The organism is Enterococcus pallens ATCC BAA-351 (assembly GCF_000407485.1).
Lineage (GTDB): Bacteria > Bacillota > Bacilli > Lactobacillales > Enterococcaceae > Enterococcus_A > Enterococcus_A pallens.
On record NZ_ASWD01000007.1, the window covers coordinates 233,165 to 259,875 of the forward strand.

17 protein-coding genes are annotated in these 26,711 nt (G+C 43.1%); 7 read left to right on the forward strand and 10 right to left on the reverse strand.

Annotated features, from left to right (window positions below; all coding sequences use genetic code 11):
• The 9 genes from I588_RS24635 to I588_RS24670 all read right to left on the reverse strand — a co-directional run bounded on the left by I588_RS24635 (window position 1) and on the right by I588_RS24670 (window position 22,210).
• Complete coding sequence (locus tag I588_RS24635) at window positions 1-6,711, reverse strand: MucBP domain-containing protein (protein ID WP_016250094.1); 6,711 nt, start codon at window positions 6,709-6,711, stop codon at window positions 1-3.
• Between the two features lie 72 nt (window positions 6,712-6,783).
• Window positions 6,784-14,622 (reverse strand): LPXTG cell wall anchor domain-containing protein, encoded by a 7,839-nt coding sequence (locus tag I588_RS27095; protein WP_016250095.1) that lies wholly within the window; start codon window positions 14,620-14,622, stop codon window positions 6,784-6,786.
• A 47-nt stretch (window positions 14,623-14,669) separates the two neighbouring features.
• Window positions 14,670-16,307, reverse strand: a complete 1,638-nt coding sequence (locus I588_RS24645) for a hypothetical protein (protein WP_010755878.1) — start codon at window positions 16,305-16,307, stop codon at window positions 14,670-14,672.
• 315 nt (window positions 16,308-16,622) lie between these two features.
• Window positions 16,623-16,793 carry a hypothetical protein gene (locus tag I588_RS27630; RefSeq protein ID WP_010755877.1) on the reverse strand — a complete coding sequence of 57 codons (171 nt, stop codon included), beginning with the start codon at window positions 16,791-16,793 and terminating at the stop codon, window positions 16,623-16,625.
• Window positions 16,794-17,609, reverse strand: coding sequence for a DivIVA domain-containing protein (locus tag I588_RS24650; protein WP_010755876.1), 816 nt, complete (start codon window positions 17,607-17,609; stop codon window positions 16,794-16,796).
• A gap of 16 nt (window positions 17,610-17,625) precedes the next feature.
• Entirely contained in the window at window positions 17,626-18,441 is an 816-nt protein-coding gene (locus tag I588_RS24655) for a DivIVA domain-containing protein (RefSeq protein ID WP_010755875.1), read from the reverse strand.
• A gap of 13 nt (window positions 18,442-18,454) precedes the next feature.
• Window positions 18,455-20,203 carry a glucosaminidase domain-containing protein gene (locus I588_RS26640; RefSeq protein WP_010755874.1) on the reverse strand — a complete coding sequence of 583 codons (1,749 nt, stop codon included), beginning with the start codon at window positions 20,201-20,203 and terminating at the stop codon, window positions 18,455-18,457.
• An 89-nt stretch (window positions 20,204-20,292) separates the two neighbouring features.
• Window positions 20,293-20,688, reverse strand: coding sequence for a DUF1149 family protein (locus tag I588_RS24665; protein WP_010755873.1), 396 nt, complete (start codon window positions 20,686-20,688; stop codon window positions 20,293-20,295).
• A 415-nt stretch (window positions 20,689-21,103) separates the two neighbouring features.
• On the reverse strand, window positions 21,104-22,210 hold the full coding sequence (locus I588_RS24670; protein WP_010755872.1) for a tyrosine-type recombinase/integrase: 1,107 nt from the start codon (window positions 22,208-22,210) through the stop codon (window positions 21,104-21,106).
• A gap of 544 nt (window positions 22,211-22,754) precedes the next feature.
• Between I588_RS24670 and I588_RS24675 the strand changes: the two genes are divergently transcribed.
• The 7 genes from I588_RS24675 (at window position 22,755) to I588_RS27455 (ending at window position 25,737) form a co-directional block, all read left to right on the forward strand.
• On the forward strand, window positions 22,755-23,516 hold the full coding sequence (locus I588_RS24675; RefSeq protein ID WP_010755871.1) for a hypothetical protein: 762 nt from the start codon (window positions 22,755-22,757) through the stop codon (window positions 23,514-23,516).
• Window positions 23,517-23,959: 443 nt separating this feature from the next.
• Window positions 23,960-24,175: a DUF1659 domain-containing protein gene (locus I588_RS24680; RefSeq protein WP_010755870.1), complete on the forward strand. Its 216-nt coding sequence runs from the start codon at window positions 23,960-23,962 to the stop codon at window positions 24,173-24,175.
• A 2-nt stretch (window positions 24,176-24,177) separates the two neighbouring features.
• Window positions 24,178-24,420, forward strand: a complete 243-nt coding sequence (locus I588_RS24685) for a DUF2922 domain-containing protein (RefSeq protein ID WP_010755869.1) — start codon at window positions 24,178-24,180, stop codon at window positions 24,418-24,420.
• Window positions 24,421-24,546: 126 nt separating this feature from the next.
• Complete coding sequence (locus I588_RS24690; RefSeq protein WP_010755868.1) at window positions 24,547-24,936, forward strand: hypothetical protein; 390 nt, start codon at window positions 24,547-24,549, stop codon at window positions 24,934-24,936.
• Window positions 24,937-24,994: 58 nt separating this feature from the next.
• The gene (locus I588_RS27960; RefSeq protein ID WP_010755867.1) at window positions 24,995-25,294 is read left to right on the forward strand and encodes a DUF2922 family protein; all 300 of its coding nucleotides are present in this window, start codon (window positions 24,995-24,997) and stop codon (window positions 25,292-25,294) included.
• A gap of 6 nt (window positions 25,295-25,300) precedes the next feature.
• Window positions 25,301-25,564: a hypothetical protein gene (locus I588_RS27965; RefSeq protein ID WP_010755866.1), complete on the forward strand. Its 264-nt coding sequence runs from the start codon at window positions 25,301-25,303 to the stop codon at window positions 25,562-25,564.
• Between the two features lie 80 nt (window positions 25,565-25,644).
• Window positions 25,645-25,737, forward strand: coding sequence for a type I toxin-antitoxin system Fst family toxin (locus tag I588_RS27455; protein WP_248628238.1), 93 nt, complete (start codon window positions 25,645-25,647; stop codon window positions 25,735-25,737).
• A gap of 247 nt (window positions 25,738-25,984) precedes the next feature.
• Here the strand turns inward: I588_RS27455 and I588_RS24705 are convergent, their stop codons facing one another.
• Window positions 25,985-26,551, reverse strand: a complete 567-nt coding sequence (locus I588_RS24705; RefSeq protein WP_010755865.1) for an STM3941 family protein — start codon at window positions 26,549-26,551, stop codon at window positions 25,985-25,987.
• Window positions 26,552-26,711 lie beyond the last annotated feature (160 nt).

Sequence of the window (26,711 nt, forward strand, 5' to 3'; positions counted from 1 at the left end):
CTACTCCTCTTTATCGAAAAACTCATCAATCGTTTCTTTGGTTCTGTGTTTTTTCCGTTTAAGCTTATCTTTTAGTCCCAATAATCCAAGACCTAGCAAACCGAGCCCAGCTGCTGGATAAGCAGATTCCTTCACATCGGCTCCGGTCTTAGGCAATGCCCCGGTCTTCGTGGTTCGACCGGTTGTCTTTTTCAGGTTTGAACTTACTGTAGGTTTTCCATCGGAATCCGAATCCGAATCGCTATCTGAATCCGAATCACTGTCCGAATCTGAGTCACTATCCGAGTCCGAATCACTGTCTGAGTCTGAGTCACTATCCGAATCTGAATCACTATCTGAGTCTGAATCACTATCTGAGTCTGAATCACTATCCGAATCTGAGTCGCTATCCGAGTCCGAATCACTGTCTGAGTCTGAATCGCTGTCCGAATCTGAATCACTATCCGAATCTGAATCGCTGTCTGAGTCCGAATCACTGTCTGAATCCGAATCGCTATCTGAATCCGAATCGCTATCCGAATCTGAGTCACTGTCTGAGTCCGAATCACTGTCCGAGTCCGAATCGCTATCCGAATCTGAGTCACTGTCTGAGTCTGAATCACTGTCCGAATCGCTATCCGAGTCATTATCGGCTTTTACGATGTCCTTCACCTTTTCGCTCTCTTTTTGTTCTTCTCCAGGCTGATGCCCCTTCAGAACAATTTCAACTACGTCGCCTTCTTCCAAGGTAATACCTGCCATACGAGCAAGATAGTCATTTAAGTCAATCGAGAAGCTGCTTCCAGGAGTCACTGGAACATCTGCAATAAACAATTGGCCGTTAATATACAGATCCATCGTGTAGTACCGGTCAAAATCAGTATCTTGCTCTGGCACAAAGCCAGTAATGACTGAGCCACCCACATAGTTTGGATCAAGTGTTGGTGGAGTAACCACCCAGTCTTCATAGTCAACATCCCCATCAGAATCACTGTCTGAATCTGAGTCACTATCAGAATCTGAATCGCTATCCGAGTCTGAATCACTATCAGAATCTGAGTCGCTGTCCGAATCTGAGTCACTATCCGAGTCTGAATCGCTGTCCGAGTCTGAATCGCTATCGGAATCTGAGTCACTGTCGCTGTCTGAATCACTATCGGAATCTGAGTCGCTATCTGAGTCTGAATCACTGTCCGAATCTGAGTCGCTATCGGAATCTGAATCGCTGTCCGAATCTGAGTCGCTATCGGAATCTGAATCGCTGTCCGAATCTGAGTCGCTATCCGAGTCTGAATCGCTGTCTGAGTCTGAATCACTGTCCGAATCCGAGTCACTATCCGAGTCCGAATCACTGTCCGAATCTGAGTCGCTATCCGAGTCTGAATCGCTGTCTGAGTCTGAATCACTGTCCGAATCCGAGTCACTATCAGAATCTGAGTCGCTATCGGAATCTGAATCGCTGTCCGAGTCTGAATCACTATCCGAGTCTGAATCACTGTCTGAATCTGAGTCACTATCCGAGTCCGAATCACTATCAGAATCTGAGTCACTATCCGAGTCTGAATCACTGTCTGAATCTGAATCGCTATCCGAGTCCGAATCACTATCCGAGTCTGAATCACTGTCTGAATCTGAATCGCTGTCCGAGTCTGAATCACTGTCTGAATCTGAATCGCTATCCGAGTCTGCGTCGCTGTCCGAGTCTGAATCACTGTCTGAATCTGAATCGCTATCCGAGTCTGCGTCGCTGTCCGAATCCGAATCACTATCTGAATCCGAATCGCTGTCCGAGTCTGAATCGCTGTCCGAGTCCGAATCACTGTCCGAGTCCGAATCGCTATCGGTATCTGAATCACTATCCGAGTCCGAATCACTGTCCGAGTCTGAATCGCTATCGGTATCTGAATCGCTATCCGAGTCCGAATCACTATCTGAATCTGAGTCGCTGTCTGAGTCCGAATCACTGTCCGAATCTGAATCGCTATCAGAATCTGAGTCACTATCCGAGTCTGAATCACTATCGGAATCTGAGTCACTGTCGCTGTCTGAATCACTATCGGAATCTGAATCACTATCCGAGTCCGAATCACTGTCGGAGTCTGAATCGCTATCGGAATCTGAGTCACTATCCGAGTCCGAATCACTGTCTGAATCTGAATCGCTATCCGAGTCTGAGTCCGAATCACTGTCTGAATCCGAATCACTATCGGAATCTGAGTCACTGTCCGAGTCCGAATCGCTGTCTGAATCCGAGTCACTGTCTGAGTCCGAATCGCTATCGGAGTCTGAATCACTGTCCGAATCCGAGTCACTATCGGAATCTGAGTCACTGTCCGAGTCCGAATCACTATCGGAATCTGAATCGCTGTCTGAGTCCGAATCACTGTCTGAATCTGAGTCGCTATCCGAGTCTGAATCACTGTCCGAATCCGAGTCACTGTCCGAGTCTGAATCACTGTCTGAGTCTGAGTCACTATCGGAATCTGAATCACTGTCCGAATCTGAATCGCTGTCTGAGTCCGAATCACTATCGGAATCTGAGTCACTGTCTGAGTCACTGTCCGAGTCCGAATCGCTGTCTGAATCTGAGTCGCTGTCCGAATCTGAATCGCTATCTGAGTCTGAGTCACTGTCTGAATCCGAATCACTATCTGAATCTGAATCGCTATCTGAGTCTGAGTCGCTGTCCGAATCCGAGTCACTATCGGAATCGGAGTCGCTGTCCGAATCCGAATCACTATCGGAATCTGAGTCACTGTCTGAATCTGAATCGCTATCGGAATCTGAGTCGCTATCAGAATCCGAGTCGCTATCCGAGTCTGAGTCACTGTCTGAATCTGAATCACTATCGGAATCTGAATCACTATCTGAGTCCGAGTCACTATCGGAATCTGAATCGCTGTCTGAGTCTGAATCACTGTCCGAGTCCGAATCGCTATCGGAATCGGAGTCACTATCCGAATCGGAGTCGCTGTCTGAGTCCGAATCACTATCAGAATCTGAATCACTGTCTGAATCTGAATCACTATCGGAATCTGAGTCACTGTCTGAGTCTGAATCGCTATCTGAGTCCGAATCACTGTCTGAATCCGAATCGCTGTCTGAATCTGAGTCGCTATCCGAGTCTGAGTCACTGTCCGAGTCCGAATCGCTATCGGAATCTGAGTCGCTGTCCGAGTCTGAATCACTATCGGAATCTGAATCGCTATCTGAGTCCGAATCACTATCGGAATCTGAGTCACTGTCCGAATCCGAGTCACTATCGGAATCTGAATCGCTGTCCGAATCTGAATCGCTGTCTGAGTCTGAATCACTATCGGAATCTGAGTCGCTGTCCGAGTCTGAATCACTATCGGAATCTGAATCGCTATCTGAGTCCGAATCACTATCGGAATCCGAGTCACTATCGGAATCTGAATCGCTATCGGAATCTGAATCGCTATCCGAGTCACTATCGGAATCTGAATCGCTGTCCGAATCCGAATCACTATCGGAATCTGAATCGCTATCGGAATCCGAGTCACTATCGGAATCTGAATCACTATCCGAGTCTGAATCACTATCGGAATCCGAGTCACTATCGGAATCTGAGTCACTGTCTGAGTCCGAATCGCTATCGGAATCTGAATCACTGTCCGAATCTGAATCGCTGTCTGAGTCCGAATCACTATCGGAATCTGAGTCACTGTCTGAGTCACTGTCCGAGTCCGAATCGCTGTCTGAATCTGAGTCGCTGTCCGAATCTGAATCGCTATCTGAGTCTGAGTCACTGTCTGAATCCGAATCACTATCTGAATCTGAATCGCTATCTGAGTCTGAGTCGCTATCGGAATCTGAGTCACTATCGGAATCTGAGTCACTATCCGAGTCCGAATCACTGTCTGAATCTGAATCGCTGTCCGAATCTGAATCACTATCGGAATCTGAGTCACTATCCGAGTCCGAATCACTGTCTGAATCTGAATCGCTGTCCGAATCTGAATCACTATCGGAGTCTGAGTCACTGTCCGAATCTGAATCGCTATCTGAGTCTGAATCACTATCTGAATCTGCGTCGCTATCGGAATCTGAGTCACTATCCGAGTCCGAATCACTGTCTGAATCTGAATCGCTGTCCGAATCTGAATCACTATCGGAGTCTGAGTCACTGTCCGAATCTGAATCGCTATCTGAGTCTGAATCACTATCTGAATCTGCGTCGCTATCGGAATCTGAGTCACTATCGGAATCTGAGTCACTATCCGAGTCCGAATCACTGTCTGAATCTGAATCGCTATCTGAGTCTGAATCACTATCTGAATCTGCGTCGCTGTCTGAATCTGAATCGCTATCTGAGTCTGAATCACTATCGGAATCTGAATCGCTATCTGAGTCCGAATCACTGTCTGAATCTGAATCGCTGTCCGAATCTGAATCACTATCAGAATCTGAGTCACTATCGGAGTCCGAATCACTATCTGAATCTGAGTCGCTATCCGAGTCTGAGTCACTATCCGAGTCTGAGTCACTATCGGAATCTGAGTCGCTATCCGAGTCTGAGTCACTGTCTGAATCTGAGTCCGAATCACTGTCGGAATCTGAGTCGCTATCAGAATCTGAATCGCTGTCCGAATCTGAGTCACTATCGGAGTCCGAATCACTATCTGAATCTGAATCGCTGTCCGAGTCTGAATCACTATCGGAATCTGAATCGCTGTCCGAATCCGAATCGCTATCAGAATCTGCGTCACTATCTGAATCCGAGTCACTGTCGGAGTCTGAGTCACTGTCCGAATCCGAGTCGCTATCGGAATCTGCGTCACTATCGGAATCTGAATCGCTGTCCGAGTCTGAATCTGCGTCGCTATCAGATTCATCATCGTCTTTTACATATTTTATAACTGTATTTTCTGCTTGATCCTTATAGCCAGGCGGTTTATATCCTTCTTTAGGGTTATCTGGATCAACTAATTCTAAAGGATTCCCCTCTGCATCAGTTGCTATATAACCATCAAAATAAGGAACTACTTGCCCATTTCTTGGATCATCAGGGGCAAGCGCCTTTGTAGGATCATCTGGATCATTCCAATAAAGTTGTGCAGAACGATCGGGATCAATATCAATCTCATCATCATTCGAAAACTCCCAAACATAAGCCCCCATGGAGTGATAAATATAAGTCACTTCAGATAAGCCATTTCTGTTAACAATCATGTCAGAATCTGAGCTTTCATCTCTCCTTACATAGTAGTTTCCTCGAATTACTTCGATTTTATCTTGAATCTCAGCATCCACTTTTGTATCAACCGTCACAGAATGGTTCATCACGGCCTCTGTTTCTGGATCAATATACACATAGTGGTAAATAACTTGTGCATCCTTCGCCTCATAGACATAATAAATGACTGAACTGCCGTCCGCATTGACCTTCATGTCTTCATCGGATTCTTGACCAAGTTCGACAAATTCATAGCCTTCTATCTCAACGTTCTTACTAGCAATCGTTGAACCCACGGCTAATTGCTCCTGTTGTTCATCCGCGATTTCCACACCATTTTGATTAACGAAGCGATGCGTGACAGTTGCTTTGTTCGCTTGGTAAATATACGTCACAACCGATTGACCACTACGGTCCACGGTCATATCTGAATCTGAGGTACTTTCATCCTTGTCTACAAATTCATACCCTTCTATTTCAATAACCTTTTCGTCAATTGTTGCATCAACTTTTGTTGATACCACATCAGATGTTATTAATTGTTGATTCCCGTCCTCATCGATAAATACATAATTGTAAGTAACTGTTGCATCTTTCGCTCGATAAACATACGTAACAACAGACGTGTTATCTTCTGCCACCACGTCATCTGACAGACTCCAATTTATCTTTAAAAAGTCATACCCTTCTATTGGTTCATTTCTCGCGGGAGTGATGGGTATATCCTCGTTAAATGAAGCGGCTATTGTTTCTTCCAGAATGATAGACTGTCCAGCTTCATTGACGTATCTGGCAGTATAGCTGGATTGCATGTATTGATCGGATAATGGTCCTGGAACTCCTTGCAGCGCATAGGCTTCATTACGAACTTCATCCGCTAATTGTTCATACTCTGCAGCCAGTGCCGTAACTTCTGCTGTCGTAACCGTTCCTGGTGATGAAGCGGCACCACTAATCCCTGCTTGTAATCGACTATAGGGCTCATCCAATCGGTTATGGTAAGTTATGCCAAATAAGCCGGAAATACCATTTCGATAATCCTTTTGATTCCGGATAGTTATTGCTTGATTGACTGCTCCTGTTCTCGCTGTAATTGCTGGTGTGGTGGCTGCCTTTAACGCATCTGCGGCTACTTGAACGCCTCCATAGTAATTCGTAGTATCGTCTCGTTGCGCCTGCAATAATGCTTCAATTAATTGAGCAATCTCTGGTTCATTTTGAACCTGTTGAGCCATTCGTATAGCTGGTTCAACGATTTGTACCCTTACTTGTTCTTCTAGAGGTGTTTCTCTTGTCAATCCGTCAGAAGTAGGATTCGTTATTCCGTCGTCAATTGGATTGGTCCTTATTGTATCTAAACTGGATTCCGCTACCTCCACTGTGGTTACCACATCTTCTGCTCCTGCGACACTAGGTCCCAAGAACATCGCACCAACAATCCCACTTTTGACTACCCAATGTTTTTTAACTTTGTGTAATCGATATCTTTTGTGAACATTCTGATTTTTCTTTACAACATACACATTTCCCTTCAACCCTAGACCTCCTCTTTAGAAAAAGGCTGCACTAATAATGATACGTACAGCCTTTTCAAGTTCAGCTACTTCTTAGATTCTATTGTCACCTTTTTTTCTTTTCTTTGAGGTGCCGTAAAAAGCAATTCCCATCGAAACAAGTCCTAAACCAGCTACAGAATAGAGAATTTGCTCATCCTCTGTTCCGGTGCTAGGCAGTGATTTTTTAGTTGCAGAAGTACCAGAGCTGTTATTGCTAGTTGTATTAGGAAGTCCGGTACGTTTATTAGTGTCTGAATCTGAATCGCTGTCCGAATCCGAGTCACTATCAGAATCTGAATCGCTGTCCGAATCTGAGTCACTATCAGAATCTGAATCACTGTCTGAGTCCGAATCACTATCAGAATCTGAATCACTATCCGAGTCTGAATCGCTGTCCGAATCTGAGTCACTGTCTGAATCTGAGTCGCTATCCGAGTCCGAATCACTGTCCGAATCTGAATCACTATCAGAATCTGAGTCGCTGTCCGAGTCCGAATCACTGTCCGAATCTGAATCACTATCAGAATCTGAGTCGCTGTCCGAGTCCGAATCACTGTCCGAATCTGAATCACTATCAGAATCTGAGTCGCTGTCTGAATCCGAGTCGCTATCGGAATCTGAGTCACTGTCCGAATCTGAATCACTATCGGAATCTGAGTCTGAATCATTGTCACCTTGAACAACAGTACTTACACTTTGACTTACTTTGTCCTCTTTACCCTCTTGATGTCCTTTGACTAAGGCAGTAATAACATCGCCTTCTTCAAGCACTCTTCCGGTAAGTCTTGCATATTCATTGGCAATTTCGGCTAAGTCATATTGGAAAGTGCCACCTGGTTCAACTTCTATTCCGCTAACAATCAGTTGACCATTCACATAAAGATCCACTGTATAGGTTCTATCATGATCCATATTTTGACTAGGAACTCTTCCAGAAATAACTGTATCACCAGCCGTGTTAGGATTTAAGGTCGGCGGATTAACAAACCAATTGTCATAATCAGCATCTGCATCGCTATCAGAATCTGAATCACTGTCCGAATCTGAGTCACTATCGGAGTCCGAATCACTGTCCGAATCTGAGTCACTATCGGAATCTGAATCGCTGTCTGAGTCTGAATCGCTATCGGAATCTGAATCACTATCGGAATCTGAGTCGCTGTCTGAATCTGAATCACTATCAGAGTCCGAGTCACTATCGGAATCTGAATCGCTATCGGAATCGCTGTCTGAATCTGAATCGCTATCCGAGTCTGAATCGCTATCGGAATCTGAGTCGCTGTCGGAGTCCGAATCACTGTCCGAGTCTGAGTCACTGTCTGAATCCGAGTCGCTATCGGAATCTGAATCGCTGTCTGAATCCGAGTCACTATCGGAGTCTGAATCGCTGTCGGAGTCCGAATCACTGTCCGAATCTGAGTCACTATCCGAATCTGAGTCACTATCGGAATCTGAATCGCTATCCGAGTCCGAATCACTGTCGGAGTCTGAATCGCTATCGGAATCCGAATCGCTATCGGAATCTGAGTCACTGTCTGAATCTGAATCGCTATCCGAGTCTGAGTCGCTATCAGAATCTGAATCGCTGTCCGAATCTGAGTCACTATCCGAATCCGAATCACTATCGGAATCTGAGTCACTGTCTGAATCCGAATCACTATCGGAATCTGAATCGCTGTCTGAGTCTGAGTCGCTATCGGAATCTGAATCGCTATCCGAGTCTGAATCACTATCGGAATCCGAGTCACTATCGGAGTCTGAGTCACTGTCTGAATCCGAATCACTATCGGAGTCTGAGTCACTGTCTGAGTCTGAGTCACTGTCTGAATCTGAATCGCTATCGGAGTCCGAATCACTATCGGAATCTGAATCACTATCCGAGTCCGAGTCACTATCGGAATCTGAATCACTGTCTGAATCTGAGTCGCTGTCTGAATCTGAATCACTATCCGAGTCCGAGTCACTATCGGAATCTGAGTCACTGTCCGAGTCTGAATCACTATCGGAATCTGAATCGCTGTCTGAGTCTGAATCACTATCGGAATCTGAGTCGCTGTCTGAGTCCGAATCACTGTCTGAATCTGAATCGCTATCGGAGTCCGAATCACTATCGGAATCTGAGTCACTGTCTGAGTCTGAGTCGCTATCGGAATCCGAATCACTATCCGAATCTGAATCGCTGTCTGAATCTGAGTCACTATCCGAATCTGAATCGCTGTCTGAGTCCGAATCACTGTCCGAATCTGAGTCACTATCCGAATCTGAATCGCTGTCTGAATCTGAGTCACTATCCGAATCTGAATCGCTGTCTGAGTCCGAATCACTGTCCGAATCTGAGTCACTATCCGAGTCCGAATCGCTATCGGAATCTGAATCGCTGTCTGAGTCCGAATCACTATCGGAGTCTGAATCGCTATCCGAGTCTGAATCCGAATCACTATCGGAATCTGAATCGCTGTCCGAATCTGAGTCACTGTCTGAATCCGAATCACTATCGGAATCCGAGTCACTGTCTGAGTCTGAATCACTGTCTGAATCCGAATCACTATCGGAATCTGAGTCACTGTCTGAGTCTGAATCACTATCGGAATCCGAATCACTGTCCGAATCTGAGTCGCTATCTGAGTCTGAGTCGCTATCTGAGTCTGAGTCGCTGTCCGAGTCTGAATCGCTATCGGAGTCCGAATCACTATCGGAATCTGAGTCACTGTCCGAGTCTGAGTCGCTATCGGAATCCGAATCACTATCGGAATCTGAATCGCTGTCTGAATCTGAGTCACTATCAGAATCTGAATCGCTGTCCGAATCTGAGTCACTATCGGAGTCCGAATCACTATCGGAATCTGAATCGCTGTCTGAGTCCGAATCACTATCGGAGTCTGAATCGCTATCCGAGTCTGAGTCACTATCAGAATCTGAATCGCTATCGGAATCTGAATCACTATCAGAATCTGAGTCGCTATCGGAGTCCGAATCACTATCGGAATCTGAATCGCTGTCTGAGTCTGAGTCGCTGTCTGAGTCACTGTCGGAATCTGAATCGCTATCCGAGTCTGAGTCACTGTCGGAATCTGAATCGCTATCCGAGTCTGAATCACTATCAGAATCTGAATCGCTGTCTGAGTCCGAGTCCGAATCACTGTCTGAGTCTGAATCGCTATCGGAGTCTGAATCACTATCAGAATCTGAATCGCTATCGGAGTCTGAATCACTATCAGAATCTGAATCGCTGTCTGAGTCCGAGTCGCTGTCCGAGTCCGAATCACTGTCTGAGTCTGAATCGCTATCGGAGTCTGAATCACTATCAGAATCTGAGTCACTATCGGAATCTGAGTCGCTATCCGAGTCTGAGTCGCTGTCCGAGTCTGAATCGCTATCGGAATCTGAGTCGCTATCAGAATCCGAGTCGCTATCCGAGTCTGAGTCACTGTCCGAATCTGAGTCACTATCGGAATCTGAGTCGCTATCCGAGTCTGAGTCGCTGTCCGAGTCTGAATCGCTATCGGAATCTGAGTCACTGTCTGAGTCTGAATCACTATCGGAATCTGAGTCACTATCAGAATCTGAATCGCTGTCCGAATCTGAGTCACTATCTGAGTCCGAATCGCTATCGGAATCTGAGTCGCTGTCCGAGTCCGAATCACTATCGGAATCTGAATCGCTGTCTGAGTCCGAATCACTGTCCGAATCTGAGTCACTGTCTGAATCTGAATCGCTATCGGAGTCTGAATCACTATCGGAATCTGAATCGCTGTCTGAGTCTGAATCACTATCGGAATCTGAGTCACTGTCTGAGTCTGAGTCGCTGTCTGAGTCTGAATCACTATCGGAATCTGAGTCACTGTCTGAGTCTGAGTCGCTGTCCGAGTCTGAGTCGCTATCGGAATCTGAATCGCTGTCTGAGTCTGAATCACTATCGGAATCCGAATCACTGTCTGAATCTGAGTCGCTATCGGAGTCTGAGTCGCTGTCCGAGTCTGAATCGCTATCGGAATCTGAATCGCTATCTGAGTCCGAATCACTATCCGAATCTGAGTCACTGTCCGAGTCTGAGTCGCTATCGGAATCCGAATCACTATCGGAATCTGAATCGCTGTCTGAATCTGAGTCACTATCCGAATCTGAATCGCTGTCCGAATCTGAGTCACTATCGGAGTCCGAATCACTATCCGAATCTGAATCGCTGTCTGAGTCCGAATCACTATCCGAGTCTGAATCACTATCCGAGTCTGAATCGCTATCCGAGTCTGAGTCACTATCCGAATCTGAATCGCTATCCGAATCTGAATCACTGTCTGAATCTGAGTCGCTATCGGAGTCCGAATCACTATCCGAATCTGAATCGCTGTCTGAGTCTGAGTCGCTGTCTGAGTCTGAGTCACTGTCTGAATCTGAATCGCTATCGGAGTCTGAGTCACTGTCGGAATCTGAATCGCTATCGGAGTCTGAATCGCTATCGGAATCTGAATCGCTATCGGAGTCTGAATCACTATCAGAATCTGAATCGCTGTCTGAGTCCGAGTCGCTGTCCGAGTCCGAATCACTGTCTGAGTCTGAATCACTGTCTGAGTCTGAATCACTATCGGAATCTGAATCGCTATCGGAGTCTGAATCACTATCAGAATCTGAATCGCTGTCTGAGTCCGAGTCGCTGTCCGAGTCCGAATCACTGTCTGAGTCTGAATCGCTATCCGAATCTGAGTCGCTGTCCGAATCTGAGTCATTATCGGAATCCGAATCACTATCCGAATCTGAGTCGCTGTCCGAATCTGAGTCGCTATCGGAATCTGAATCACTGTCCGAATCTGAGTCGCTATCGGAATCTGAATCACTGTCTGAGTCTGAATCGCTATCGGAGTCCGAGTCACTGTCTGAATCCGAATCACTATCCGAATCTGAGTCACTGTCTGAGTCCGAATCACTGTCTGAATCTGAATCGCTATCGGAGTCCGAATCACTGTCTGAATCTGAATCACTGTCTGAATCCGAATCGCTATCGGAATCTGAGTCACTATCCGAGTCCGAATCACTGTCTGAATCTGAATCGCTATCGGAGTCTGAATCACTATCAGAATCTGAATCGCTATCGGAGTCTGAATCACTATCAGAATCTGAATCGCTGTCTGAGTCGCTATCGGAATCTGAATCACTATCCGAATCTGAGTCACTGTCTGAGTCCGAATCACTATCAGAATCTGAGTCACTGTCTGAGTCCGAATCGCTATCAGAATCTGAATCACTTTCGTCATCTTCACCGTATATTACAGTTGTATCTTCGCCTGGGTCAGCAACTGCCGGTGGTTTATAACCTTTTTCTGGATCATCTGGATCAACTAGCTCCAATTTATTCCCACCTTCATCAGTTGGGGTATATCCTGGAACATGAGGAATCACTATTGGATATTCTGGATCATCTGGATCCATTGCTTTACTTGGATCGGTTGAGTCATTTGGATATTTAACGGTAATGGTTTCTCCAGTATCTGGATTCGTCCATATAAACCCACCCATTGGTTTATAGACATAGGTTACACTGGCTCCATTTGGACCAACTGAGGTAGGATTGCCTGCATCAGCTTCTACATATAGATATCCTTCAATAACATTTATCTTGTCTTGGATGGATGCACCTACGGTAGTATTTTCCGTAATATCTGTTGCAATTGTTTCTCCAGCTTGATTCACATAATGGTAAGTCACGGTTGCTTCCTCAGGTACTAAACGCCAAGTCGTATCTCCCATTTTAGTTGCTGGCTGCATCATAGTCCCAGGTTCTAATCTTTCTCCAGCTTCATTTATAAAATAGTATCCTGGTACTGGTTCTGGAACTTCCAAATCTCTGAGACTCAAATTGTCAGAAAGGATTGCGTATGGCGTAGAAGAACCAGTTGCATTGTTATCATAAGCAGTAGTGTCAATAATTAGGTTACCTACTTTTTGATAAACGAAAACCACATCTGGCGTAGGGTCTCCATATTTCCCGGATCTATTAGCCGGTATTTCATGGAGCACATAGTTTATACTTCTATAGTTTCTTATTGGAGCAAAATAGTCTTCATTGTATTTTCCAGGTAATGTCTGATCATCATCCCCACCATTGATTGAAATATCACCGATACCATCACCATCTGTATCTAGCATGTACTTAACCGTTACAGATGAATCTTTTGCTGTGTAATAGTAATCAAGAGAAGTTGTTTCCCCTTGTGTTGGGAAAGTAACATCCATTTCACCTGTTAAAGCATCAGCACCAATAGGTAGTCTACTTAAATTCAATTCATATCCAGTAAATTCCAAGTCCTGTGCGGTAATTCGCCCTGTTTCATCTGGCCAGCCATTAATTGTTTTTGTTCCGATTGGCCCATTTTCGTCGTATAAGTTTAATTGCACATAACTTTGCCCCTGAATAACAATCTGATTAGGATCGCTGATAGCAATTCTTTCAGGAACTTCTACACCGTTAGTATCATGTGATGTATATTTCACTGTATGTGTGACTGAAGAGTCTGTCATATCAAAAGCAATCTTATGTCTAGTATCAAAAACATAGTTTTCATATAAATCATTTACTTGATTAATGAGTTCTTCACTATCATATTGAATACCTAATGCTATTTCTAAAAACTCCGCTGGTGTACTTGCTCCACTCTGTTTATATTCCTCAAAATCCTTCAATTTTAAACCATTTTGTCCGTTACCGACATTTCGAGCAACTGTATAGGTGCCATCAGAATTTTTCACTACTGCACAGGTATTTGGTCCTTCATTCCTCAAAATTGCAATGAGGTCCTCTTCAGAAGTATCATCTGGAACATCAACAAGTCTGTTTGTAGTATTGGTTAAAACATATTCCCCAAAAATAACCTCTCCAGAACCATCAGGGCTTGGGAAAAAAACATGCGACCACGATGGATTAGGTCCAAATCCGATGTTTGCGACATCTGCTTCGGACTCCACTTCTATATTTGTAAACTGAATGAGATCGTCATCTAATAACTCGGGTGATACGCCAGTAGCAATGCTATCAAAAATACTTGTGTTGGTATAAATTGAATCAAGATCGAAAGATCCCGCATGTGCATACACTCCCCAGCCAGAGTAATGTGTCGCACCTGGCGTTTGAGTATACACTACCGTACTTGTAATTGTTTCAACCGTTTCTCCATTAAAATACATGTAGACTGGAGTATATTCTATTTGATTTAATTCTGTATTATACTGGGCAGAAAAACGCACATTGGGTGGATTGGATCCTGAAAGATTTACTTGTGCTTCCACTGCCGCATCCATATTTTCAGTTACTTCCAGTTCAAATCCAACATCATCAGAAATGAATTTTATTGTTCCTATATCAGGAATTGTTCCGCTTATTCCTTCGAAAAGTCCTGTACGGTAAGGCGTTATGCTATTTATATTACTAGTAATTGGAATAATTATTTTATCCCCAATATTAACCTTCTGTTTTTCGTCATTACTAATTCTTATTTTAAAGCCTATACCATTATGAATGGTTCCACCGTCATAAACAGATGGGGCCGTAGCACCTTCTGAAGCTGTACGTCTGACCTCAGATACTTGCACAATTGACTCTTCAGTCTCATTTGCTATCCAAGTTACACCACTGTCCCTAACTTCACCAGCTCTCGGCTTTAGATTATTTGCTGCCAAAGAAGAGGTATTCTGATTGATTTTCTGCTTCTCGGCTTCACTCCCATCCACCACTTCATTCTCAGCTGCATAGCTGACTTGATTTGCTAGTGGTGTACCAACCGTGCTGACCAGCATTGCCCCAGCAATACCGCCCTTGACTACCCAGTTCTTCTTCACCTTGTGCATCTTGTATTTCTTGATGGCTTCCTGTCGATAAACAATCTTTCGGTTGTTTCTCATGCTGTTATAACCCCTTTTCTCCTAATAATCCTTTTGTTCTCTTCAACCTAATCGCGATAAAAATACTCGTAAAAATGAATCAACCCACTTAAGAAATGTTCCTGGTCATCAATCCGCATCCGGAATTTGTCGTGGCGCGTATAGAAGCCGCGAACCACTTTCTCAGGCCGTTTTAAAAACATGGCCATTTCTGGATACATGACACCTTTTTCGATTTCGACTTCCGCTCGTTTTCTAGCCACTTCCCTTAGTCGCCAAAAGTCTTCCTTAGACACAAAACGATCGAAGGCCTTGGTTTTGTAATACTCTGTCGCCTTCACCTTGTCTGTCATCTTGATCGCTGCCATAAGCAGCTCCAACAAGGTTGGGTAAGCGGTGTCCCGCTGTTCGATAAAGCGCAAATTTTCAAACGCATTTTTTAAGCCGAATTCGTAGTATTTCTTCTCGTCTAAATAAAGCAATAATTCATTGGTGGCATAGCTCAACCAATGATCGTGGTACCGTTCGTAGTTTTTCGCCACAAATCGGTCAAATAATTTTTGCGCTAAGGCTAAATGTGCGGGGTTCTTCGTAATCGCATACCCTCGCAGCACACTGAAAACTGCTTCCCCATCGTAATAGATAATCTCGAATTTCTTCTTCGTCTCCAGCTGTTCATCCAATATGTGTGTGGTCTCACCTGTTGAAGAAACAAACTTGGTTTCGATTCCTTTAATGATTCGATTAATCGCTGCTTCGTATTTGTCATTGCCAGTAATCGTCTGGAATTTAGCCAGAGCTAAAATCGCCAAGCCCTGTGCACCCAGCTTTAATGACGTCCCCGAAGCTGTCTGCTCCTGGATGAATAGAGCCCCATCTTTTTCTAAGGTTAGGTGATCTAATCCCCAATCCAAGGCACGTTCTGAATCCTTGAGTTCTTCCGTTAAACCTAAATATTCTTGGGCTTCCAGTAAGGCATAGACACTGGAAAAATGCCGCACCGAATTGTAGCCTTTGATCTGATAATCATAGGTCGGGTAATAGCCATAAATGAACTGACCCGATGCCTGAATCTGTCGCTGTAAAAAGGCTTCGCCATTGGTAATGGCTTCATCCACCTGCTGGGGTAACCGATGCAAATCAGTTGCTCGCATGCCTTCTTGTTGGGGCTGGATGGATAAAGGCAACCACTCCTTCTCAAAATAGAAGCCTTGGGTATCAAAAACGTAAAATTTCCGCTGGGGAATCTTGTTTTTCAATGATTCACCGTACTTGCGCATCATATACCCGTCTACGTTTTTTTGATCAAAGGACAATTCTGGTGAATTGAAGCCGACCTTATGCTTCTCTGAAGGCTTCAATAACGCATTGCCCATCAGCTCTTCAGCTAAAAAAGCGACATTGAATTTCTTATCAAAGGCAATTCCTCGTCGAAAATAATTATTTCTCGGAACATTTGCCAGCTTTCGCATGAGTTCGAGGTAGGTACATTCCTCCACCGTGCGAACAATGTCCACGCGAATCATGGGGCCTTTAGCCTTGGCTAGTTCCTTTTTCAGCCAATCCAAGCCCTCCTCTAAGGTTGCCGTTCGAATATTTTTGACCTTTGCTCGATCACTTCCATTAGATACGGATAGAAATAAATGCTTCTCTGCCGTATCAATCGGAACCTTTTTAAGCAATCGTTCCAACTTTTCTACTTCCACTACCTGTCGTGCTCCTTCTCCAACAATCTGCTCATTTCCTTTTCAGGTAGTTATCGCCACCTGCCGCGTTTTGGGCCCCATGAGTTAATCATGGGTTTACTTTCTGGTGTGACGCGATTCGGACTGTCATCGGTATCTGCCTCCCAAGGGTAAAGTCCGTTCTCGTCCTTTTCATACTGCGCTTCGATCGTATATTCTCTTCCTACGCGGTGACCTATCAAGATGAAATCAATCAAACTACGGTAAAAACTAATGTTTACAGAGATCTACCAGACTTAATGAATCCAACCAGATTATTCTGCAACAGAAATAAGTTCATTTCCTCAGCTCCTTCACCTTTTCCGCCAACACTAAGATCTCCTTCAACGTCTTGTATTCCTTGAAGTCATAGAGAAAGATCACCTTTTGACTGAACTTCTTTTCCAACGTTAAATACCGCAGGACAAAGGGATCATAGATCGACGCCGTCTCTGCTTTCTTCCCCACTTACATGACCTCTTTCTCCTGTGTCAGTACCAGGGTTGGTGGTTCTTGTGGTGTGCTGCTGGTTTGTGTCTTTTGACGAACGGCTTCGTTCTGCTTCGTTAAGGTCTCGATGCTGTTCACGTATTCTTGACTGATTTCTTGTCGAGTTGCTGCCATCATGCCGGCGAAGGTTTGGACTTCCTCACAAATTTGCGTTCTCAGCTGCAGCAGCTCTTGCCGTTTTTGTTCCAGATTGGCTTTTTCGGCTAAGAGTTCATGGGCCTGTTGATCCTGTTCCTTCTGCAGGGAGCTGATTTCTAACTTGGCATCGAAGAGGTATTGCAGGCGCTCTTCTTCTGCCGCATTTAGCAAACTGGTCTTTTGTTGCTCCGCCTCAGAAAGCAAAGTAGCTTTCTTTTTCTCGGCTTCCTCTAACAGTCGGTTGGCTGCTTTTTCCGCGGCCTGCAGGGTCTTTTGCGCGATGCGCTTCATCTTATTGAGATCCTCGTACTCAATCTGCAGCTCCTGGAAGCGTTCCAGCGGTTCTTTTTGAAGCTCCAGCTGTTTCTTTTCCTGTTCCAGCTGCTGGATTTTCTTCAGTAACTCATTTTTTTCCTGCTCCAATCGCGTCACCGCTGTGTGTTGTCCTGATTGATGTTTGGCAAGCTCGGCGTCCAAGCGATCCTTTTCTTCGACTAAGCGGCGAATACGTTCGTCGTAGGTCTCATAGTCATCCGCCACATTTCGCAGAAAATCATTGACGTCCAGCTGACGAAAGCCGCCTAAAACATTTTTCTTAAAGGTCAGCTTCCTGATCTCAATGGCTTCAAAATTCATTGGCATAGTTCCTTTCTTACGCTTGGATTTTTTGCAATTCTTCCTGATAGGCCGTGGCCCAGTGTTCCCACTTCTCATCATTGACCCGAGCCAGGGCGGCTTTATAGTCATAAATCAGCGTGTCGCGGAAGTTGATTTCTTCTCGCTTAGCCAGTTCCAGCTCCTGCTTGGTGTGGGCCATTTGTTCGGCCAATTGTGCCAATTCATTTTTGGCCTCCTCCAACATGACAGCTTTTTCCTGTTCCAGCTTCATCAGCTCTTGTTGGCGGGTGCTTTCCATTTCTTGCTTCTTGGCTTCCATTTGTTCAATCAGGCGCGCCATTTCCTGCTGCAGCCCTTCCCGTTTCGCTTGGGCTTCTCGCATCAGCTGTGCTTGTTCTTCTTTGGCTTCTTTAATGATGCGTCCCCGTTCCACATGGGCTTCTTCAATAATCTTGGCGCCTTCTATTTCGGCACTGCGCTCGATTTCCAAGGCAGCTTCCTGAGAAATCAGGATGGCTTCCTGGAAGGTGCTGCCGGTTGGCTTAACCGGCTCTTGCTTTTGCTTGAATTGCAGGTCTCGCAGCTGGCGTTCCAGGTCTTCAATTTGCTTCTTCTGTTCATGAATGGTGACCACATATTCCGAACGTTCCTTGCTCATCTCTTCGGCTTGTTTCTTCTGATGCGTGGTCAACATCTCGATCTCTTCCTTTAGATCTTCCTTGTCTTGTTCAAATCGCCGATAATCTTTGGCGACGTAATACAAGAAGTCATCCACGTCGTATTTCCGATAGCCCGAAAAAGATGCCACGGGAAACGTGGTTTTCTTAATCTTTTCTGCATCAAATTTCATTCAATTCCCCCTCCTAAAACAATACTGTTGCTGGATCAACCAGTCGCTCCACTGCTAAGGTTGAATCTAAGCACAATTCAAAGTGCAAATGGCTGCCGGTGCTATTCCCGGTTGAACCAACAAAGCCGATCGTTTGTCCTTGCTCCACTCGTTCACCTGCATTAACTGCGAAGTTGCGTTGGTGAGCATACAAGGTCGTTTCACCATTCTCATGCTGGATCACGACATAATTGCCCCATGAGTAGTGATATTCTGCAATTAAGACCGTGCCCGCTTTACTAGCGAAAATAGGCATGCCTTCTCCTGCAGCTAAGTCAATCCCGCGATGGAATTCACTGCCGCGCATCCCAAAGGAACTAGACACGACAAAATCATTTAATGGTAGTAAATACCCCGATGAAGCGACTTGATTAGTTGCTGTCCCCTCTTCTTTCGGATGATCGTATTGTGTTAAGTTGTAGGTTTCGATCAAGCCATTCAGCTTCTTGTTGTAAGAAGTGTCGGTGGCATACTTGCCTGTTAAGAAAGCCGTCGCTTCTTCATAATTCTCCGTAGTGGTTTTCCAGGCTCCTTTATAGAAATCAGAGTTACCGGAAATCCCTTCTTTCAACAGTTTTGCATAGTCTTCAAAGCAATCTTCGTAATCGTCGTAGGCTCTGAAGCTGGCTTGAATAGTTGTCATATTACCGCCACCAGTATCTTCTTGAGTGGCAAAGCTGACACTTTTACCTTCATGCTCACCCTTAATCCCAAACAAATTGTAGTTTGGAGCTTGCGCCAATTGACTGCCGCCAGACCCTGATTCTAGAATGGCTTGGGCAATCATGACTGAGGCATATAAATCATGTTCTTGCCCAACTTCTCTTGCCGCTTCTCCGATTTCTTCAATGAACTCCGTCGTGGTTAGATTCCGATCAAACTTGATAGAACCATGACTCACTGTTGTTTGTTGGGGCCCAACCGGTACCACATTTTCCGGTGAGTGAACAACAATCGGTTCAGACACTGGTTCTTGAACGGGTTGTTCCACCGGCTGTTGCACGTAAATGACTTCATATTCTGATTCAGTTGCCGGAGTCTCTTTTTCCGGTTCAGCTGGTTTCGGCTGTTCGGGTGCCGGCGTTTCCTTTTCAGGCTCAGGTTCTGGTTTTGGTTTCTCTGGCTCTGGTTTCTCTGGTTCAGGAATTGGTTTCGGTTCCTCTGGCGTAGGAGTAGGATCGGGTGTCTCTCCCTCCGTATCGCCAGGATCTGGTGTAGGTGCTTCCTCTTCCCCATTTGGATTAGGCGTTGGAAGTTCTTCCTTATCCGATTCCAAATTTGTGGTTTCTTCTCCAGATTGATTTTCAGCTGCTGTACTGTTTTGATTAGGTAAAACGGACTGTTCACTCTTCTCATCAGATGCAGCTGGTTGTTCTACCGTCTCTGCTTTTGCAGTTTCCTGAACAACAGTCTTCGCTTCTTCTTTCGTCTCAGCTGAGGCAGTTGCCTTGGTCTGATCAACCATAGAAGTCGTTGCCGTTTTGTCAGCTGTTGCAGCTCCAAATGAAATTGACCCACTTGTTGGTGGTGCTTCACTACTGATTTTATTTTCAGAGGCGATAACTTCTTCTGCTGCATGGGCTAAAACAGAGGTACTATTTAGCGCAATCGAGGCAGAACCTAACAGTGTCGTAGTCCCGATGATTCCCTTCTTTAATTTTGGATGTTTACTTCGGGAACGAAATACTTCTTGGTTCCACACTCGCTGGTACTTTTTCTTCAAATTATTTCTCTCCTATCCCTTTGCTTTTTGCTATAATCAAATCAGGTCGTTCTTTGAACAACACATGTAGTTGCATATACTTTAATTACTCACAAGGTATTGGAACCGTTCACTTGATTAAAATCTAAAAAGGTTCCTGGCTCATTAAGAGCAATTTCACTTGTCTCATAGGTCAATCGTTGTACAATCTCTAATAGGGGGGTGACTAATTCTGCAATTTCAGACTCTGTGAGATCATCTTTTGTTTCGACTAATTTATTTTTGATATGGTTAATTTGGCTGATACCTCCAGAAACCTTAAATTTCTTAACCGTTAATGAAAAATCTAGTCGAGTCCCAATCGTACATGTTTGGTGTTCTAAAGATTCTGGCTGTTCTGTATCCAATGGAAGGATACTTAAATTGAGTAGTTGTTGCTCTGTAGTATCTTGTATTCGATCGTAATGAAATGATTCCACTAGTGGGTTTCGTCTGTGGATATCCATGGCATTCCCTCCTGATGGCTAATTTCTATGCGATAAACTTAGTATTTGTTCATCTATTTATTATTAAAAAATGCGATATATTCCCGTTTTACCTTCAATAAAATGGGATAATTTGTATCTTGGTCTTCTCAAGACTAAGACACCTGCTGAAACCCCCACAAATTCAACAAAAAAGACCATCATATGACGGTTTTTGACGGTTTAAGAGAGTTAAAAAAAATTTTACACATCTATTTATTAAATTTTTCTAAAGCTCATATGGATAGATTTTGAGGATTTTTGGAAGCAGTAAATTGAATTTTCGAAGATATTTATGGACTAATAAATGTAAGCGCTTTTACAGAAAAATGCAAAAAAAGCCACCCTAGCTATCAAATCAGCACTTTTCAATAATAATTATTAATTAGTGGTGATTTTAACTAATGGCTTTTTCCATTTGTCTAACTACTTGAACTTTTTGTTCCATAAAGGAAGACGTGTAAGTATCTAGCGTTAATTGAGTAGAGCTGTGCCCCATCATCTGACTAACACTCTTGATATCGCCTTTGCTTTCGATACAGCGAGTTGCAAAAGTGTGCCGTAGCTGATGGAAATGAACATGCTCAAGGTTCGCCTTCTTACGAATTTTATGAAAATGATAGGTCAGTAACCGTGGTTCTGACGGATTTTCTGCAGTTGAAAAGACGAATTTCCCCTTAGATTGTTCTTTGTGTTTTAGAAGTACTTTTTTCAGCAACTTGCTCATCGGGATAGACCGAACAGAGGAAACTGTTTTCGAACTTGTATAAATCAGCTTGGTTTTTTGCTCTTCCAACAAAGAAAATATTCGTTGGTAGGTTGCCCGAACATGAATGGAGTTTGTCTTAAAGTTAATGTCTTCCCAGGATAAAGCGGCTATCTCACCAATTCGTAAACCAGCATGTAAGGCTAATAAAGTTGGCAAACCATTACTTGTTTCCTCTTCAATAGCAACCTCTTCCAAGTTTTTTTGTTCAAATTTGGTAAGTGCTTGTTGCTGCCGTTTTTCTACTTTAGGTAGTTTTACTGCTGCAAAAGGATTCGCTTTTAGCAGATCCTGATCAACAGCCTGGTTCATACACTGCTTTACAATACGGAAAACTACTTGGATAGTTGAAGGCTTGAGATTGCGTTGTTGCAAAGATCGTAATAGCTCTAATCCTGTCTCCTTGTCTAGTTCATTAAGGCTATACTCTCCAATGACGGAGAGAACATAATGACATAATTTGTGTTCATAATTCGCATAAGTCGATTCCTTTACCTCTTGCTTAACCTGCTGTAACCATTGCATTCCCCACTCTTGAAAGGAGAAACAAGCCCGCCCTTGTCTTTCTTGAAGCAGTTGATACTTCATTTTTAATGGATATAACTTCTTACGAACTCCTTGAAGGGTTTTAGAATACACGGATCGGTATTTAGTTTTCCCGTCAGCGTTTTTGCCAACCGCATATCTGCCCTCCCAACGTTTATCTTTTCGTTTATATATATTTTCGCCTCTGCGCATAGTCAATTTTCCTTTCATTAAACGACGGTATTTTTGACGGTAAATAGAAAAAGTCTTTTATACCGCAGTTTTTTACACTCTCATTATTAGGAATAAATAAAACAAATCATAATAATTATTTTTTTAAAAGATATTGCGTATTTAAACTGCTTATTCTATAATTAATTCAGTTAACAATAATCTTTTGAAAAGAACCTCTTTCAAAATTTTACAAGATCGTAGTCTTGAGAAGACTAGGACATAAATTTTACAAAGCATCCCCTCTAAATAAACACTTATGATCATTTCGATACCCCCAATGATTAAATGATTAAACATTCTTAATTATTCATCTGAAATCATTATATTATAAGAAGCAAACAAAAAGTTAAAATTACATCAATTATTTTATGCATATTGATTGAATATGTCCTAATAACTTCATTTTGACACCTATTCCAAAAATTAAAATTTATAGTATGCTTATTATGTGACTACAGTTTGTTGTTAAGAATTAGCAAAGAGTAGTCATTACTAAATTTTTTAAGTGAACAGGAGTGTACAAATGAAAATGAAAAACGGAAAAGATCCAGAGAAAAATGAAAGCGTTAAATACTTAGATTGTATGAAATGGTCATCTGAGTGGGCAGAGCTGCTTGAAGAAGCCTATCCTAACTATCCTCGCTTAGGGATTCAAACCATTCACATGGTCTTGCCGATTCCCGGGCAAAAAGGTACCCTTGTCTTCTATGACAATGATCAATGCTATCATTCAACGTTTCACACTTTGACTACCTTACTTCGAAAACAGGAATCTGCATCCTTCTATAACTACTATTTAACTTCTAATGTTTTAAAACAAATTAAAGTGTTTCAAAAACGACTAATACCAATGATTCATGCCAATTTTGTTTTATTTCCATTGTCTTCACCCAAAAAATCTGTTTGGCTCAACCCTCTATCCATTCATAAAGTTTGGGAAGAACCTGAACGTACCTTTATCAAGATGGCCACTGGTCCGGGACTAGCAGTTTCTGCCAGCAAACAATCGATTGACAAATATGCTGCTAATGCACTATTAGGCTTGTCCTGCTCTAAACGGGATATGTCATGGGTGACTAATGTTTCCTCAAACATGCACCCTTTAGATTATCTTGAGTTGCCAGATACACCCTTTATTAATCACCTAAGTCATCGCCATCAAAAAATGCTGCAGGACTTTCCCATCTCATATGGTGAATTTTTCCAGCACTATTCACTTCAATTTGCTTTGGCTCGACTTTTAGAACAGAATCCGTTTATTGATTTTGATGATCTTTCGTTTTAGCTTTTTCCGATTGATGAGTCTATATAAATAACAAGTTTCAGGAGTCCGTTCCACCTAATTTCAGGTGAAGCGGACTTCTTTTTGATGTCATTTTGTTCATCTTTTTGTTCTTTTTTAGTGAGTCGAAACATATTTTTGTATTCCTCCTTTGAGAAAAACGCCGCCATATCAATCTTTATCGCCATTTCCGATCAAAAAAAGCTAAAGTGAGTTAAAAAATTTTTTTGTGAGTTATACGTAGATTTTTGAGCTTTTTTTACTTCTCGAAAAAATAGAATCCTTTTATATCAAGGTTTCTATTTTTTAAATCGGCGTATAACTCACTTTTTTTGTCTATAATTGCTCTAGCTTTTTTTTGAAAAATTCTATATCTTTTAGTCACCGGCCGGGACAAAAACAAAATAACGAAAAATAAAACACAACAGAAAACGGAGGAAGAAAAAGTGATACAGAAATTAGGTACAAAACTACAAGTACAAATCGAGCAAGCAGGCGAAGACAAGCAGAAGAAAGTGAATTTCCAAAATGTGATTGATAATCCACCCGAAGCGGATGTCGTTAAATTAGGAGAAATCATGGCAGAGTTATCTCAGCCAGGAAGTTCGTTGGATAGTGTCATTATGACGGTGCAATCGCGCATCACGAAGGAGGTTGAATAAAGATGAATCGAGTGGTTAAGCTAGTCTCTATTTTTAGAAATGGTATGGGGAAAAATCAGACCTGGAGCTTGAGCAATCCTGATACTACCAAGACGCCTTCACAGATCAAGGGGCTATTAGAAGAAATGACTAAATTGAATTTATTTCAAAAAGATGGGATTCGCCAATATGAATCCGTCGTAAGTGCGAAGTATGTCGAAACAATTGAAACACCAATTTTTGAGGAAGTCCCTGTTACACGCTAATTTTTATTGAGAAGCGGCAGACGTGCCCTGCTTCTCTTATCTTATTTGTTCGAGCTAGACTTCCTAGGAGCTGGCTCGAGTAATACTTAGCTGTTTATCCACTAAAAAAGAAAGTAGGAATGTATGATGTCAGAGCAGCCCTTCACCCACCAACAATTGTTTAATCTTAAACTTGAAACTATCGAACAAAGACTCATGGAATACTATCAGGAAACGCAGAATGGCACCATGACCATTAAACTGTTACTTGCTTTACGTGTACGCTACCAGCTTGGTGCGAAGGAGTTCGCTCTGGTATTGCAGGATTTGGTTCATTACCTATTTAAGAATACGAAAGCAACTAAAACCATGAAGCGCTTTTTCTGGTACTTTGCGGATTATTTTGAAACCAGTGAATTGCGTATCTTAGCTTTAAAGCTAGATCCTATTCGTAATTTTATCGAAGCCACCAAGTCTCTTATCAAGTCACAAATTGCCAAGTTATTCCATTTAGAATCTGACCCTGAAGCCACCTGATAATGATGTTATTGTCTGTCTCACCTACGCAAATAAATGAAAGAAAGGAGTCAAGTAAATGATCAAGCTAGTGTCTACCTTCTTGAACAGTGAAGGCAAGCCGCATAATTTTACGGTTAAAAATCCGGATACGACAAAGAGTCCAGAAGAAACCAAAGAATTATTGAAGCTATTAAGCAGCTTAGAACTGTTTGAAAAAGATGGTGTTACTCTATTCCAGAAAGTTGTTAAAGCCAAATATGTTGAAACAATTGAGCGGCCAATATTTGAAGGTGATGAGCTGTTCGGTGATCCTGAATCAGAAGTGATTGAAGAGAATACGGATACGGAACAACTAACGACGCTTCGCTGCACTTGACAGGAAATGCCTCAGCTTCCTGCTGCAACCTTGAGTTCACCAATCAGAAGTGAGGTGCATGATACGTTACGTTCAGTAACTGAGCAACCAACAGCTACTGAAGTCATCGCAACCAGCTCTCCTTCTAATAAAGAAGATAAGAAAGAGGACTCCCCTGCTGCTGGCAGCCCTTATGATGTAGTCAAGGAGTTAGTAAGACGCAGAAAACGGAGGAAAGCCAAAGAACAGGAACGACAGAAACGAAAGGTTCCTCCTGAAGCTCCCTCTTGATCGTTTGATCATTTACCAGCGTAGGTAAGACAAGACCTTTGTCTGGATCATGGGGATGCACCTGAGAGGAGGTGATGAACTTGCAATCTCTCGTGCAGTACATTCTTGCCCCGCTTTTTGTCGGATTGGTTATCGCTTTGGTTAACCATTGGCTAGATGATCATGATCCATGACGATTGAAAGAAAACTGACACTTGCGAAGCGGGCCCGTTCGCAGGTTGTCTCGTCTTTCACTACGATGCTTTGTCCTTTGACAATTACATATTTTTAGTTAGAAGCCTATTTATGAAGGAAACATTCGAGAATTTACTTACTTCATTCCGATTTCTTTATCAGGAAATCTGGAATTTTATATATAGAAACAGCCAAGCTTCTTTTATGGTAAGAGCTTGGCTGCTTCATTTGATCTTGTTTAACTATTTATAAAAGCTGATTTGAAGATGCTTGATTATTTGCTGAAAGTTCCCCTGTTGTTGAAGGGTCTAAATACTGATTCATTCTGCTTAGCAGATCGTCACAGGTACAATTCTTTGCACTTTGCAAGTTAATGTTGATTTCGCCAAAGCCCATGGCGGCATTCGCATTGATTGCTTTTTTCTGAAGGGTGGATAATTGAGATAATACAGAATCTGGTTTCTTCAGATAAACAGAGACAAACGTCTGACCTGTCATGCTTTTATTTTCGATCTGTTTGATGTTATCCCAAGGAATCAAACGATCCTTTGTTGCAAGAGCACTACTATAATCGTAGAAGCCTTGCTTGGTTAAAACAACCAGCTTTTTCCCTACGAAAACTTGCTTTAGAATAAATATCTCACAGGCTCCAAAGAACAAACTGCCAATGATACCAATACCGATCATTAGATACCGTGGTTCCATCACTCCAGCCAGTAAAACGAATAAGCAAACTGCCACCATTAACAAGCCCAATAAAGATAGTCCGATTTGTTTGACTTTGCTTTGATAAACTACGTATTCTTCTTTCATGATATACCTCCAAGTAGAAGTATATCAGAAGACCGTGGTTCGTTGCCTAGAGAATTTATTGTTTTGGTAGCTTGAGATTTTGAAAATTGAGTTCTATTGATGGAAAAGACTGGAGTCATTTTTGCTATTAATCCTGCTGTTTTTTTCAGGGATGAAGTCT

What these genes read in the sequence shown, in the direction of transcription:
- I588_RS27095 (WP_016250095.1), bottom strand. Translation starts at nt 14,622, where the DNA reads ATGAGAAACAACCGAAAGATTGTTTATCGACAGGAAGCCATCAAGAAA.
- I588_RS24650 (WP_010755876.1), bottom strand. Translation starts at nt 17,609, where the DNA reads ATGAATTTTGAAGCCATTGAGATCAGGAAGCTGACCTTTAAGAAAAAT.
- I588_RS24655 (WP_010755875.1), bottom strand. Translation starts at nt 18,441, where the DNA reads ATGAAATTTGATGCAGAAAAGATTAAGAAAACCACGTTTCCCGTGGCA.
- I588_RS24665 (WP_010755873.1), bottom strand. Translation starts at nt 20,688, where the DNA reads ATGGATATCCACAGACGAAACCCACTAGTGGAATCATTTCATTACGAT.
- I588_RS24670 (WP_010755872.1), bottom strand. Translation starts at nt 22,210, where the DNA reads ATGCGCAGAGGCGAAAATATATATAAACGAAAAGATAAACGTTGGGAG.
- I588_RS24675 (WP_010755871.1), top strand. Translation starts at nt 22,755, where the DNA reads ATGAAAATGAAAAACGGAAAAGATCCAGAGAAAAATGAAAGCGTTAAA.
- I588_RS24685 (WP_010755869.1), top strand. Translation starts at nt 24,178, where the DNA reads ATGAATCGAGTGGTTAAGCTAGTCTCTATTTTTAGAAATGGTATGGGG.
- I588_RS24690 (WP_010755868.1), top strand. Translation starts at nt 24,547, where the DNA reads ATGTCAGAGCAGCCCTTCACCCACCAACAATTGTTTAATCTTAAACTT.
- I588_RS27960 (WP_010755867.1), top strand. Translation starts at nt 24,995, where the DNA reads ATGATCAAGCTAGTGTCTACCTTCTTGAACAGTGAAGGCAAGCCGCAT.
- I588_RS27965 (WP_010755866.1), top strand. Translation starts at nt 25,301, where the DNA reads ATGCCTCAGCTTCCTGCTGCAACCTTGAGTTCACCAATCAGAAGTGAG.
- I588_RS24705 (WP_010755865.1), bottom strand. Translation starts at nt 26,551, where the DNA reads ATGAAAGAAGAATACGTAGTTTATCAAAGCAAAGTCAAACAAATCGGA.